The organism is Ruegeria sp. CF4, assembly GCF_056537345.1.
This window is the reverse complement of the sequence record NZ_JBQFRJ010000008.1, coordinates 119,247-133,718: the sequence shown is the minus strand read 5'-3', so window position 1 is coordinate 133,718 and position 14,472 is coordinate 119,247. Positions and strand designations below refer to the sequence as shown.

Sequence of the window (14,472 nt, the reverse complement as noted above, 5' to 3'; positions counted from 1 at the left end):
CGGCTGAGCGCCCCAACGTTGCTTGGGGCGGCTCTACCAACCTGATCAAAATTAGTTGTCAGTACGTCGCTGGACTTTGCTCCATCGCGATATAGTTGTCAGATACAGACGGGGAACGGTCCGGACTTGCGTAGCGGGTAGCGGAACACACAACGTCGTGAACAGACCCCTACCCATTTTCCTTTCGCGCGAGTGTTCGCTAGTCGTTAACCGAGTTGCTTGTCTGGATTCTGCAAGATTTAATACAGGCCGCTTACGCCAACGACCAGAAACCCACGACCACGCATGCTTGACGCCCATATCCGACCACTGATCGACCCGCCTCTTAATGCAATTGGGCGGGGACTTGCCGCGCGTGGGGTGTCAGCCAACACGGTCACCTTGATTGGATTGGGCTTCGGAGTTCTGGCCACAGTAGCGATCATTGTCGACCACCTGTGGATGGCGATAGCACTGATCCTCTTGTCGCGCCTTGCGGACGGGCTGGATGGGGCAATTGCCCGCGCCCGGCGAAAGACTGACTTCGGGGGATACCTCGATATCACCTGCGATTTCATGTTCTATGGCTTGATCCCGATGGCTTTCATATGGACCGATCCAGCCGGAAACGCGTTGGCCGGAGCGTGGCTGTTGGTGAGCTTCTATTTCAACGGCGCGACGTTCCTGGGATATGCCATCTTGGCTGAGAAACATGGACTGAAAGCCCAAAAACACGGCGCAAAATCGCTCTACTTCACCGGAGGCCTGCTGGAGGGGACCGAAACAATTGCGTTCTTCATTGCAATCTGCCTGCTGCCCGCCTGGTTTACACCAATGGCGTGGGGTTTCGGCGCAGTTTGCTTTATCACGGCCCTCTCGCGCATTCTGCTTGCGCGACAGGTTTTTGCCCCCATGGAAGATAAGGAAAACCCATGAAATATCTCATCGCCGCCGCATGCGCAGCCCTTGCAGGAGCGGCATGGGCCGAGCCCGACCCGGCGAACTGGGACGACGTTCTGAACGAAGCCGATGGTCAGACCGTGTATTGGAACGCCTGGGGCGGATCAACGACGACAAATGACTTCATCGATTGGGTCGGTATTCGGGTCAAGCAAGAGCATGGCGTTACGCTGGAACACGTAAAGCTTGCCGACACAGCTGATGCCGTCAGCCGCGTGATCGCCGAGAAATCCAGTGGCAAAGATACTGATGGTGCGATTGATCTCATCTGGATCAACGGGGCCAACTTCAGTGCCATGAAAGAGGCCGATCTGTTGTTCGGCCCCTTCGCGGAGGCCTTGCCCAACTGGCGCTTCGTGGATGTCGAAGGCAAAACCGTAACCACCGACTTTACAGTTCCGACCGGCGGATTCGAAAGCCCGTGGGCCATGGCGCAGGTCGTATTTATCTATGACAGCGAGGTCCTGCCCGATCCACCCAAATCGGCCGAAGCCATTCGCGACTGGGTGGCCGAAAACCCCGGTCGTTTCACCTTTCCGCAGCCACCGGATTTTCTGGGCACCACCTTCCTGAAGCAGATGCTGATCGAATTGGTCGAGGATCCGGCGGTTCTGCAACAGGCAGCCGGTGACAACTATGCCGAAGTAACCGGCCCGCTCTGGAACTGGTTGGAGCAGGTTACGCCCGACCTCTGGCGATCTGGCCGTGCCTATCCGCAGACCGGTCCCAGCCAGTTACAGCTGATCAACGATGGCGAAGTGGATATGGCGATCAGCTTCTCTCCGGGTGAGGCCACCGCAGCCATCGCCAATCAGCAATTGCCAGAAAGCGCACGTACCTTTGTGCTGGATGGCGGTACGCTGGGCAATGCCAGCTTCGTGGCCGTTCCCTATAATGCGTCTGCCAAGGCTGGTGCCATGGTAGTCGCCAACTTTCTGATCAGTCCCGAAGCACAGCTGCGCGCGCAAGACCCCGAAGTGTTGGGTTATGGCACCGTGCTGGATATGGATGCTTTGCCGAAAGCCGACCAAGCTGCCTTCGATGCGCTGGAACTGGGCGTTGCGACCCTGTCCCCGGCCGAGCTGGGCCCGGCATTACCAGAACCGCATCCCAGCTGGATGACCCGGATCGAAGCGGACTGGGCCGAGCGATACGGCGTTGGCAACTGATCTCAAACCGGTCACCCGTTGGGGTCTGGCACCCACGCTGACCATCGGATTGCTGTTGGGTCCCATCGCCGCCGGTTTGGTCGGAACCATCGTTCCAGCCTTCGGCGGGTTACGCCCCGGTGGTGAGAGCGCCCTGTCATTCGACCCATGGCTTCGGCTTTGGGCCGAGCCGGGTGTACTGCAAGCCATATGGCTGTCGTTCAAAACCGGAGTGCTGTCGACCTTCGGAGCATTGCTCGGGTGCTTTTTGCTCATCGCGGGTTGGTATGGCACGCGGGTCTTTAACCGCGTGGAAAGTGCTCTGTCTCCGCTGCTGTCAGTTCCCCATGCAGCTGCCGCGCTTGGTCTGGCCTTTCTGATCGCGCCATCCGGATGGATCGCCCGCCTGATTTCGCCCGAGATCACCGGCTGGACTCGTCCACCCGATCTGCTGATCATTCAAGATCCGGGCGGCTGGTCGTTGATTACCGGTCTGATGATCAAAGAACTGCCCTTTTTGCTATTGATGTCGCTTGCCGCATTGCCGCAGATCAGATCGGCTGAGCGAATGAAGGTCACACAGGCGTTGGGCTACGGCAAGGTACGGGGGTGGTTTATGGCGGTAATGCCATCGCTCTACGCCCAAATTCGCCTGCCGGTGTATGCGGTTCTCGCTTATGCGATGTCGAATGTTGATGTAGCCATGGTACTGGGTCCGTCCCGTCCACCACCTCTGTCGATATTCATTCTACGCTGGATGACCGACCCCGATCTGGCGTTGCGCGCACCGGCGGCGGCCGCGGCATTGGTGCAGCTGGGAATGGTGGTGACCGCAATCCTGATCTGGCGCGGTGCAGAGAAACTTTTTGCCACGCTCATCAATCGGGCCGTCGAAAGTGGCGAGCGCCACGCTGGTATGCGCGATTACATTTTGCGCGCGGTGGGCGTGACGGTTGCCAGTTTGGCCGCGCTGGCGGTCTTTGGAGGTCTGCTCAGTCAGTTGATCTGGTCATTCGCAGGACGATGGCGGTTCCCGGATGCGCTGCCGCAGGGGTTCAGCCTGATGTCGTGGACCCGACATGGACCGGCGGCGGCAGAGGTCACCCTGGTCACCTTCGGGCTGGCGCTCGTTACTGCGTTAATCGCACTGAGCCTGGTGATCGGCTGCCTGAACTCCGAAACCCGTCAAGGGCGTGAGATGAACAAAACGGGATTGGTGATCCTGTATCTGCCCCTGATCCTGCCTCAGATAACTTTCCTGCCCGGCCTGCAAATTCTGATGATCCAGATCGGGGCGGCCCAAGGGGTCGCACCCGTGATCCTTGCCCATCTAGTGTTCGTCCTGCCCTATGTGTTCCTGGCCCTCGCCGGACCATATCGCGCATTGGACAACCGCTATGCCACCATTGGCGCCGCCATGGGGCTGGGCGCGGTCGGCATTCTGTGGCGCATCCGTTTGCCGATGCTGCTGGCACCGATTTTGACAGCGCTTGCTGTGGGCATGGCAGTGTCGGTCGGGCAATATCTGGCGACCCTGCTGACCTCGGGCGGGCGGGTCAACACGCTTACCACCGAAGCTCTGGCCCTGTTTTCCGGCGGTGATCGTCGCGCAATCGGCGTCTGGACCATCGCCTTGGCTGCAACCGCCTGGCTGCCGTTCTTTCTGGCCCTGATTATCCCCAGATTCGTATTCCGCAACAGGATTGGTCTGCGCCATGGCTGAAACGGGATTGGTTCTTGACAAGCTATCGATATCGCATGCCAATGGCAGACCACTAACACATCTGTCTGCCTCAATAGCGCCGGGCGAGGTGCTCAGCCTGATGGGCCCTTCAGGCGTCGGTAAATCAACGGTTCTGGCGGCGATTACCGGCACACTTCCACCTGCATTTAGATTGCAGGGACGTATCACGCTCAACGGACGTACCCTCAATGCTCTGCCACCGCAAAAACGGCGTGTCGGCATCCTGTTTCAGAACCACCTTTTGTTCCCCCACCTGTCCGTTGGTCAGAACATCGGGTTCGGATTGCCGCGACTTACGTCCGACCGGCAAGGCAGAATACAGAGCGCCTTAGCCGAGATCGGACTTGAAGGGTTTTCCGAGCGTGATCCGGAAACGTTATCAGGCGGTCAGCGTGCACGTGTTGCGCTGATGCGCATGCTTTTGGCGGAACCAGACGCCCTGCTGCTGGATGAGCCCTTCTCACGCCTCGACGTCAGCTTACGTGCGAAAATGCGCGATCTGGTTTTTCAACGCGCCCGGGCCGCCAGTCTGCCCGTCTTGTTGGTTACACACGATCTGGCTGATGCAGAAGCTGCGCAGGGTGAGATCATTGACTTGCCAGATAGGCAAAGCTGCTAATCCACAGATCAGCCAGCAACGCATCACGTATACTCATTTTCGATTAGCTCGTGGGGCGGCACGTCGCACTAAGTAACCCCCTCAAATCCAGCTTGAAAACCAGAACATGCTAAAATCAACACGTACCGCCCACTGCGCAAGCATCGCATTGTGGCGAAAATGTGTCCACTATTTGCTTTGAAACTTACTGTTTACATCACGGAAACAAAGCGTTTCGCGAAATCCTCCGGTGCTACGGGGTTTCCCCAATTTCTGGCGCGCGGCTTTTCTGGCACCTTGGAGTCATCGGATCGTAACTACCACTTACGCCCTCCGGCACAGAATGGGGCTGGCTCTTACCCCCTCAGCCAGCCCCTTTCTTTTCGGCTCATCACTGAAGTTCGCACTGAGGCCCTGCGCGTTTAGAGTCGTAGCCGTATTGGACCATAGCTTCGCCCACATCGGCACCTATCCTTTTGGCATCCGTGTCCAACCGGGATACCCTCGTGCCGACGGGTCGAGGTTGGCCTGTTGTTCACCCCCACACATGATTATAAGTGCCTGACGATGCGCCGAATTAAGCGCGAAATCGACGGAGGCCCGGTGGCGCATCAGCAGATCAAGAAATCGGATGATTTGGCAGAAAAACTGTCGGCCAGGATTGTTCGGGGTGAGTTTCAGCCCGGAGAAAAGCTGCGACAGGATCTGATCGCGCGCGAGTTCGGGGTGAGCCAGGTCACGGTTCGGGAAGCTTTGCTCAACCTTGCTTCGCAGGGATTAGCGATCAGCATGCCGCGCCGGGGCATGTGCGTGGCCCCCATGGATCAAAGCGCGATCGACGAACTGCACACTATGCGATGCGCACTTGAACCTGTCGCTCTGTACCGCTCAGTTCCTAATCTGACGCCCGCACAAATCGCAGAGATCGAAAAGACACACACAAGGTGCAACGCTGCAGAAACCTCTGCAGACTGGGAAGAAGCAAACCGCGCATTCCATATGGCGGTCATAGCTGCCTGCAGAATGCCGCGCATGATTGCCGCGATCAACAACCTTCAACTTTTGTATTCATGGCATTTCAATACGCGCCAAACTGTCCGCTGGCGGCAGGGCGAGAACCCGGACCATGCGGCCATCCTGGCAGCAATCAAAGACCGCAATGCTGAGCGTGCACGCACGATCATGCAGCGCCATCTGACCCGGATGTCCTAGGATCACCCCGGTTTTCGGGCAATGATCCAAACCGCATGATAGGTCAAAGGCAGGCCAAGAGGGCTTTCGAAAAGGCGCGTATAATCGTCGATGAATTGCGTCAGACGGGATCGGGTCCAAGGGGCTTGCGCCCGACCATTCACACCCGTCTTGCGCAAATGGTCGAGGACATCACGCGCAGATGCGAAACGCGCTTGCCGTATGGAGTTTCCTGTCTTCACGACTTCCAGGTCATCTTCAACGAAAGACGCCAGTTCGCGAGCATTGCAAAGACTGGGGGCCTTCGCCGTTGATCCGATCTGCGTCAATTCCCGATATTGCTGGGGGCCAAATCCTGACACGGCCAACCAGCCGCCGGGCGCAAGCGCAGTTGCCGCCCTGCGCAAAAAACTGGCGGGGTCATACAGCCATTGGATCATCGAGGTCGAGGTGATGAGGTCGGGGCTTTCCGGCCACTCGATATCCGCAGCGTCACCACCCAAGAACACGGCATTTGCCGCATCCGCTGTCCACTGTGCTTCGGGCGAAAGATCGTTGAGGGTCAGAGCCCCAAAGTCAAACCTCGCGCATAGCCGCTGAGTCAGATGACCGGTTCCACAACCCAACTCCAACGCCGAAGCGAAATACCGGGGCGCTCCGCTCTGGCAGAGGTCCTGAACCAGCAGATCGGCGATATGGGCCTGTTGATCAGCTGCGGCATGATAGCTTTCAAAGCTCCGGCTGAAACTGCGTTGTACCCGCTCTGCAAGCTGTATCATGACACGGTCCATCCGGCCCAACTTTGCCCTGTTTCAAAAGGAATATGTGGCCCGGACACGGACCGGATGGCGTGGCGCTGCGCGCTCCATGCGCGCTCTTGCGCTGCCGCGGGAATGACCCGATCGCGCTGCGGTATCCAGATACGATCAAACCGGGTATCCGGCGCAGGCCCGCGCCGGATGATGGCGTGCAATTCAGCCCGAGCGGCGGCCATATCGATGTCTGGCGCTGCACTTTTCAGGCCAGCCCGTCGGCAAAACCGCGCAAAACTGTCATCCGAGAGATTGTCTGCGGTCGCGCGGATAAGGTCTGGCGTTATCCCCCTCTCCTTATCCGCCGGAAACAACGTTCCTGCGACGGCAACCCGTCGCGCGGGCTGATATCCGACCCTCGACATCCAATGCGCGGCAGAGGCGACACCAAATGAAAAGGCGACAAGATTGACATCATCGAACTGTTCAAGTTCCGGTAGAGGGTCGTCCAGCCGCGTGTAATCCTGAACCAACAGGACAGAATGATCTCCTCTTAATCCATCGAAAGCAGCCGCCCCGACCGCCCAACCGCCGAACACAAGGGTGAGCAACGCCGTCTCTGAGCGCGACAACCATTGACGTTTCATCCGATGTCCTCGACCAGCGAAATCATGGCAGCCGTTACACGGCTCAGTTCATTCGAAGAGATGATATAGGGCGGCATGCAATATATGTTGCGGGTGAAGGGGCGCAGCCACACACCGGTTTCCGGCGCCCGACGATGTGCAATCGCGGGATCGACGCGGCCTTCCATTTCAATCACGCCGATGGCTCCCAAAACCCGGACATCGGCAACGCCGAGAAGTCTTCGCGCCGGGGCGAGTTCGGGTTCCAACTGACTGGCGATATCTTTGACCTCGGTGCGCCAGTCGCGCTGTGAAAGCTGATCAAGGCTTGCAATGGCTGCGGCGCAGGCCAGCGGGTTGGCCATATAAGTCGGCCCATGCATCATGACGCCGGCCTCGCTTGCACCGATGCCAGCCGCAACCGGTTCCGAGGCAACGGTGGCCGCCATCGTAATATGACCGCCGGTCAGCGCCTTACCGAGGCATAGGATATCCGGCACAATATCCGCGTGATGCATCGCAAACAGCTCGCCCGTCCGCCCGAATCCGGTGGCGATCTCATCAAGGATCAGCAAGATCCCATGCGCATCACACAAAGCGCGAGCGCGCTGCAACCAAGTGGGGTGATAGAAGTACATTCCACCCGCCCCTTGCACCACCGGCTCAAGGATCAGCGCGGCAATCCGGTCGCCCTTATATTTCAGCAATACTTCCAGCGCGCCCAACCCATTCAGGTCCGGGTCGTCACTCCACTCCTGATCGAACCCTATGGGAGGTCGCGGTAGAAAATGCTGGATCGATAGGGCACCGCGGAACAACCCATGCATGCCGGTAACGGGGTCGCAGACACTCATCGCTTTCCATGTATCCCCGTGATAGCCGCCGCGGATGGTTGCAAATTCCGAGCGTTCCGACCGGCCGTTGGCCATCTGATATTGCACGGCCATTTTCAGCGCCACCTCGACCGCAACCGAGCCGCTGTCACTGTAGAAAATACGATCAAGCCCGTCGGGCAGAAGATCCACAAGCCTGCGGCCCAGTTCGATCGCGGGCTCATGGGTTATCCCGCCGAACATGACATGGGGCATCCGGTCCAGTTGCTGCCGCATGGCAGCCGTGATGGCCGGGTGACGATGCCCGTGCACAGCACACCACCACGATGACATCGCATCAATCATTTGGACGCCGTCATCCCGCGTGAGCCATACCCCTTCGGATTGGGTGATAAAATGCATCGGTCCCGGATCGAGGATGTTGGTATAGGGGTGCCACAGATGGCGTGCATCAAACTCCAGCGGTGTCACAGAAAACTCCGGATCGTATCGGTATCGATTGCGGCAAAGGCCTTGGAAAGGGTCTCCTGCGACAGATCCGCGAGGTGCGGAAGCCGACCCAAATGCCGAACATTGCCCATCTCGACTATCGTCTGCTCCACATCCGGCTCTGCATCGCCAACGAAGGCGACACCGACCACCGGACACCCAGCCTCTCTCAAAGCCCGCAGCGACAGGAGCGTGTGATTGATCGTTCCAAGCGCTGTACGCGCCACGAGAATGATGGGGGCCTGCCATCTCGCAAACAGATCGAGGAAGAAATGCTCACGGTTCAGCGGCACCATGATACCGCCCGCGCCTTCGACCACGAGCGGCCCGGTGATATCGGGCAGGCTCAGACGATCCAACGCGATCTCAACGCCCATATCTTCGGCAGACAGGTGGGGTGAGGCGGGCATCCTGAGCCGATAGATCTCGGGCAGAACCTCAGCATCAGATAAGGATCTGATCGTTTCCGTATCGGTGATGTCATCAAGACCGGATTGCACGGGTTTCCAATAGCGGGCCCCAAGAGCACCAACCAACCCCGCAGCAAAGATGGACTTGCCGACGCCGGTATCCGTGCCGGTGACGATCAAAGCACTCATGCGGCAATCCTTTGGTGATATGCGATTGTGTCAAACAGAGCGCTGATATCCGCGTGGCTGACATTGCCGGTGATGGATATGCGCAGCCGCGATGTGCCGCGTGGAACTGTTGGCGGGCGGATGCCCCGGACGTCAAATCCCTGCCCCTGCAAAGCGGCGGCCATGGCCATGGTCCGGGCCTCATCCCCTAGCAGGATCGGGATGATCTGACTGCTAAGAGCAGCCTCAGCCACACCATTGCGCTCCGCTTCGGAATGGGCGTGATTGAGACGCGCTCGGGCCGCTTGGATCAGGTCAGTGTCGCGTTGCAAAACCTGCAACGCCACCCGCACAAGCGCTGCGGTCAGCGGAGCCGGAGCAGTTGTGAATATGAAAGGACGCGCCCGATTAATCAGTGCATCAATCATCACCCGTGGACCACAAACCAACCCGCCCGAAACTCCCAGAGCTTTGCCGCAGGTGTGCACTGTCAGCAACTGGGCTTCTGACGCGTGGGCCAAACCTCGTCCTTGAGGGCCAAAAACTCCGGTGGCATGGGCTTCGTCAACAATCAGCACTGCCTCGTGCGTGATCGCAAGGTCAGACAGCGCCTTCAGAGGAGCAGTGTCGCCTTCCATGGAATAGACACTTTCGACTGCGATCCAGATCTGACCCAACCCGCTATTCGCTTGCCATGCAGCAATGATCCGACGCGCGTCATCCACGTCATTATGAGCGAATGCGCGCGTTTCGGCACGACCCATGCGCATGCCTTCATGCGCACTCGCGTGAACCAGTTCATCATGCAGAACGAGGTCCTCTGCAGCAGGTAACGCGGAAAAAATCGCCTGATTGGCTTGAAAACCGCCGCCCATAAACAAAGCGGCCTCAGCGCCGAAGAAAACAGCCGCTTCCTGCTCCAACGCTTCATGTTCCTCGTGGTTGCCGCGCAGTAGGCGCGACCCGCCCGCGCCCACAGGCACGCCGCGATCCAGCGCACTGCGCGCCGCCTGTTCCAGCATCGGGGACCCGGCCAGACCCAGATAATCATTCGATGCAAAATCCAGCCCCCCCGCCAGGGACAACGACCGCCGCCGATGGCGTGTGTCCAGAACTTCGAGCATCGAGGTCAGGCGATCCAATGCCTTCATTCAGCCACGTCCTTGCAAGCCGGCTCCTGTACGCGTTCGGCTTGCATGCCAAGTTTGGCAAAAAGCATTGCGTCGACGTCTTCTTCGGGGTTTTCGGCGGTCAGAAGGGTCTCACCCACGAAGATTGAATTCGCTCCGGCCAGAAAACACAGGGCCTGAACCGCATCGCTCATATCGCTACGTCCTGCAGAAAGGCGTACATAGGATTGTGGCATCATGATCCGCGCGCAGGCGATGACGCGGACGAAATCAATCGGGTCGACCGGCTCAGCGTCCGCCAGAGGTGTATCCTGCTGAGGCATCAGCATGTTGACCGGAACGGATTCTGGCGCCGGGTCCAGATTGGCCAACGTCACCAACATATCGAGCCGGTCCTGCACACCTTCACCCATCCCGAGGATACCACCCGAACACACCTTGATCCCCGCCTCTTGCACGCGGGTCAGTGTATCGATCCGATCCGAGAATGTGCGGGTCGTGATGACCTCGGGGTAATAGCGTTCCGAGGTATCGATATTGTGGTTGTAGTAATCCAGCCCGGCATCACGCAGGCGCACGATCTGGTTGTCGTCCAGCATCCCAAGCGTCATGCAGGTTTCCATACCAAGACCCCGGACGCCTTCGACCATGGCGACAAGCGCATCCATATCCCGGTCCTTAGGCTCTCGCCATGCGGCCCCCATGCAAAAACGGGTCGCACCACCATCTCGGGCCTTGCGCGCCTGCTTCAGGACTCGCTCGACCTCGATCAGTTTCGAGGCCGACAGCTTGGAACCATTGCGGGCCGATTGCGAGCAATAGGCACAATCCTCGGCACAACCGCCCGTTTTGATCGAAAGCAGCTTCGAGGTTTGAATTTTGTTGGGGTCAAAATGCGCGCGATGCTGCGTCTGCGCGCGATAGAGCAGATCCATCAAAGGTAGGTCATATAAGGCTTGCGCGGCCTCGCGGGTCCAAGAGATGCCGATGGCTGTCATTTTATCGATAATAATCCTATAATCTCGATTTAGGAGGATTAAGTATCGATAAATTTGAAAACTACAACTCAATTCTTCGACAGCAGTCCAGTCTTAGCTTCTGTTGATATCGCAGCACTCGAGGTGCTGAGCGTTGAAATCCATCACTACGCTCAACGTCCTTCCACAAACAGCACCCTGTCTATTTTGCAGGATTTTGACGCTTGATTGCGTGAAAAGTTCGCAAACTGATGTTTCCGATAGTGAACCGAAGCTTACGATGCGCTCAGACCGGATTCTAACGCAACCAGGCAGGTAGACTATGAGTGACCTTGAAGCGCAGCGCAAACTCTCGATCGAAGCGACACATAACGGACCACCGGCCCGGACCATCAATCCGTTCTTCGGCGTAGGCCCGATCACCGACGTGATTCAGGACGAGGCTGACGGGCGCAAGAACCGCTTCGAATTTGACCGCTGGCTGGAGGGCACCTATCGCAAGGTAGACGACAAAGGCAACGACCTCGGCCCGTTCACCACGGCTGAAATCGGGCGTTCGATGCACCGCGGTTATCCGGCGGACGCGATCCTGCGTGACATGATGTTTCACATTCACCGCTATTTCGGGTTCCCCAAGGAAAACCCGATGGCCGTGGGCTTGGGCGGCGGCCACAGCGGCTTCACCGTCGCCATCATGCACCTGATGAACCCGAATCTGTCCGGTCAGAAACTGTTCGTCGACACCCCGCGTCCGGAATCCGAGGAAGCGACCAAGGGCGGATTCTTCCGTCAAAGCTGGGGCGCCCAGATCCTGGAATTGCAGCAATTCGCAGCCAACGGCCACGAAGACAAGGTCGTGTTCTCGGGATCGGAAGGCACTATCCCGTCCGCTGATGAACTGGAGTCGATGGGCATCACCCTGTTTGTCGGCGTTGGGCACGAGACGACCGGCGCCACCACTTACACCACGGAAGAAGTGAAGTCGCTGCTGGAATGGCTGGACCGTGACCCGGCAAACCGCCACACGATGATCGACGCCACCTCGATGCTCGGCGGCATGCCCTGGCCGCAGGACGTGGTCGAAGCCTTCATGGCGAAGTGCAACATTTTCACCCCGTTTCAGAAGGCAATCGGCGGTATCTCGGGATATTTCCTGGCCTCGCTTACTCCGGCGGCAATGCAGCTGATCGAAGACAACCAAAAGAACCCGGCCTGGGCCATCGCGCGCCAGTTGAAGCTGGTGGTTCCGACGGACGCTAAAAAACCGCTGACCGGCGAAAAGACCGTTGGGCTTGGCCCCTTCTACGACGCTGCGGCCGACAAGATGATCGGAGGCGTGATCAATACCTTCTCGTCACTGGCCTTTGCCGAAACCACCTATGGCCTTCTGCGCGTCGAAAAGATGTTCGGCTCGGTCGAGGTGATGAACCAACGCTCGGCAGCCAACCGAGCAAAGATCAACGCGTGGCTGGCCGGGCAGGAGCTTCTGGTCGCCGGTGTGAGCGACGCGCAAAAACGCGGTGCTGCGGTGACACTACTGGCGGTGAATGATCCCGGCATCACTGATCCGGCCATTCACGGGCGTATCATCGCCCGCTCGAAACAACTGCTGGGCTATGAAGGCCTGACACATCCGAATGGCGATTATGAACCCGGCCTGGACGCCGCGCGCTATGTAAACGCCTTCCCCGGCACGCCGGGCGACTACCGCGCCTGGATCGGCGGCATCCGCGAGCCCGAGGATATCGTGCGCCTGCTGGAAAACATCTCTTACGCCTATCACCGCGCCAAGGTGGTCGTGCTGGAGGAAGAGCTTGCCGCCCAAGGCACGACCTTCGAAGCCTCGAATGCAGGTGGATCGGACGTGCGCAAAGACGACCCGAACCGTGCCTATCGCATCCTGATCGCCGACCTCGTCGGCCTGAAATTCGGCTCCGACGGCCAACCGGACGCATCGGCTGTCAAAGCCTATGTGGAAGAACAAGGCGCGACATTCACCTATGGTGGCTGGGATGGCTCTGAACTGCCTGCAGGACAACATTTCTTCTATCTACCGGATCTGTCCACTCACGAGGAACTGACAGCAGCCTGCTGTGATAACCAATATGACGCTGTGATTGCGGCGGCGACCTTCTTTCCGGAAAACGCAACCTTCCCCGAAGGCGGCGTGCGCATCGGTGCTGGTACCGGCAATATGACCTGCGCCTGCTGGGGCGGCGGCGACGGCGCAGGTGGTGGTGCCCCGCTGATGAATACCCCCAGCTTCAACAGCCGCGCCACCGCGCAAACTGCGATGAAGGCTTTGCTGCGCGTTCTGCCGGACCTCAAAGTCGACGAGATGCATAAGCGTGTCGTTGCTGGTGATTTCGACACTGGCAAACACCTGCGAGACTACCCGACCGAGAAGCTGGAAGGGAAACGCCTGGGCGTCATCGGCTATGGCAATATCGGTCGAGAAGTCGCCAAACTGGGCAAGGCCTTCGGTATGACGGTCGCAATTTATGCCCGTGAGCATCATCGGAAGTGGATTGAAAGCGAGGGCTTCATCTATGCCGCAAGCCCGGAAGAAGCCGCGACAGGAGCCGATGTGCTTTCGCCCCATACAGGTCTTGGCGCCAAGGGCGCAAATGGTGTTTTTGCCAATGCGGGCCTTGTGGGCGCATCAGTACTGAACGCGTTAAACGACGGTGCGGTTCTGGTGAATTACGACCGCGGAGAAGTTGTCGATGCCGATGCTCTGAATGACGCGATGGCCTCGGGCAAGGTGGCCTATGCTGCCATTGACGCCGATCTTTTCATCGCCGATGACGGCAGCCTGTTCGGCCCGATGGTACCCTACCGTCCGCTGATCGAGGCTTATCCCGATCGTCTGGAGTTGCTGCCCCACGCCGCTGCCGACACCGAGCACACCTCGCGTGTTGAAGGCGCGAAACAGGCGGTGGATCAGATCCTGTCCGCGATCCGCTATCGCAAAGTGATCAACTGCAAGGGCGATCTGCCTGAGGGGTACGCAAGCGGCGGCGCACAGACAGTGCCGGGCGTGGGTAAGGTTTCCCCCTCAGTCATTGCTGCGGCTGCCGATGATGCCGAGACGCTGATGCGCCTGCGCGATATCACTGAGACACTGGCAGCGATCTGGGGCGCCATCGAAGCGACGCGCGACCCCGCCCGCCGGGCAGAACTGATCGAACGTCACGGCGAAGCCCTGACCTTGGCTGCAAATACCCTGCATCGCGATTTCGATGCCCTCGGCTTGGTCGGTGGTTACAACTAAGGGGCGCCCACCAACCCTGACAACCTGACCCCGGCGTGCGAGGGGCTCTCTTCGCGCGCCGACTTCATTGCCGACCTCCATCGCTACGATCTTTTGCTAGCTAGACAGTGATGAGATGTCCCTAAAAATTATCTACTCATAGTTGTTTTCTCGGTGCGCCTGAGATTTATCGAGCAACCACCTCGATTGCGCG

Annotated in this window: 12 protein-coding genes; 6 read left to right on the top strand and 6 right to left on the bottom strand. The window is 58.7% G+C overall.

Annotation, left to right across the window (positions count from 1 at the left end):
* Positions 1–285 precede the first annotated feature (285 nt).
* The 5 genes from ACR0NF_RS16300 (at position 286) to ACR0NF_RS16280 (ending at position 5,641) form a co-directional block, all read left to right on the top strand.
* Positions 286–915 (top strand): CDP-alcohol phosphatidyltransferase family protein, encoded by a 630-nt coding sequence (locus tag ACR0NF_RS16300; protein ID WP_480658856.1) that lies wholly within the window; start codon positions 286–288, stop codon positions 913–915.
* Entirely contained in the window at positions 912–2,108 is a 1,197-nt protein-coding gene (locus tag ACR0NF_RS16295) for an ABC transporter substrate-binding protein (RefSeq protein WP_480778590.1), read from the top strand. Before ACR0NF_RS16300 ends, ACR0NF_RS16295 begins: the two co-directional genes overlap by 4 nt.
* A complete protein-coding gene (locus ACR0NF_RS16290; protein WP_480778589.1) occupies positions 2,098–3,810 on the top strand; it encodes an ABC transporter permease in 1,713 nt (570 codons plus the stop codon). Before ACR0NF_RS16295 ends, ACR0NF_RS16290 begins: the two co-directional genes overlap by 11 nt.
* Positions 3,803–4,450, top strand: a complete 648-nt coding sequence (locus tag ACR0NF_RS16285; protein WP_480778588.1) for an ATP-binding cassette domain-containing protein — start codon at positions 3,803–3,805, stop codon at positions 4,448–4,450. Before ACR0NF_RS16290 ends, ACR0NF_RS16285 begins: the two co-directional genes overlap by 8 nt.
* Before the next feature lie 546 nt (positions 4,451–4,996).
* A complete protein-coding gene (locus ACR0NF_RS16280) occupies positions 4,997–5,641 on the top strand; it encodes a GntR family transcriptional regulator (protein ID WP_480472476.1) in 645 nt (214 codons plus the stop codon).
* A gap of 2 nt (positions 5,642–5,643) precedes the next feature.
* Here ACR0NF_RS16280 and ACR0NF_RS16275 read toward each other — a convergent pair whose 3' ends face one another.
* From ACR0NF_RS16275 to bioB, 6 genes are read right to left on the bottom strand one after another with little or no spacing between them, the layout of a single operon-like run.
* The gene (locus tag ACR0NF_RS16275) at positions 5,644–6,399 is read right to left on the bottom strand and encodes a methyltransferase domain-containing protein (protein ID WP_480472474.1); all 756 of its coding nucleotides are present in this window, start codon (positions 6,397–6,399) and stop codon (positions 5,644–5,646) included.
* Positions 6,396–7,019 carry a pimeloyl-ACP methyl esterase BioG family protein gene (locus ACR0NF_RS16270; protein ID WP_480472472.1) on the bottom strand — a complete coding sequence of 208 codons (624 nt, stop codon included), beginning with the start codon at positions 7,017–7,019 and terminating at the stop codon, positions 6,396–6,398. Before ACR0NF_RS16270 ends, ACR0NF_RS16275 begins: the two co-directional genes overlap by 4 nt.
* Positions 7,016–8,302 (bottom strand): adenosylmethionine--8-amino-7-oxononanoate transaminase, encoded by a 1,287-nt coding sequence (gene bioA / locus ACR0NF_RS16265; RefSeq protein WP_480778587.1) that lies wholly within the window; start codon positions 8,300–8,302, stop codon positions 7,016–7,018. The genes ACR0NF_RS16270 and bioA overlap by 4 nt, the downstream gene beginning before the upstream one ends.
* Positions 8,299–8,919, bottom strand: coding sequence for a dethiobiotin synthase (gene bioD / locus ACR0NF_RS16260; RefSeq protein WP_480472468.1), 621 nt, complete (start codon positions 8,917–8,919; stop codon positions 8,299–8,301). Before bioD ends, bioA begins: the two co-directional genes overlap by 4 nt.
* Positions 8,916–10,049: an 8-amino-7-oxononanoate synthase gene (locus ACR0NF_RS16255; RefSeq protein WP_480667426.1), complete on the bottom strand. Its 1,134-nt coding sequence runs from the start codon at positions 10,047–10,049 to the stop codon at positions 8,916–8,918. Before ACR0NF_RS16255 ends, bioD begins: the two co-directional genes overlap by 4 nt.
* Positions 10,046–11,026, bottom strand: a complete 981-nt coding sequence (bioB, locus tag ACR0NF_RS16250; protein ID WP_480667427.1) for a biotin synthase BioB — start codon at positions 11,024–11,026, stop codon at positions 10,046–10,048. Before bioB ends, ACR0NF_RS16255 begins: the two co-directional genes overlap by 4 nt.
* Positions 11,027–11,327: 301 nt before the next feature.
* Between bioB and ACR0NF_RS16245 the strand changes: the two genes are divergently transcribed.
* Positions 11,328–14,279, top strand: coding sequence for an NAD(P)-dependent oxidoreductase (locus ACR0NF_RS16245; RefSeq protein ID WP_480778586.1), 2,952 nt, complete (start codon positions 11,328–11,330; stop codon positions 14,277–14,279).
* Positions 14,280–14,472 lie beyond the last annotated feature (193 nt).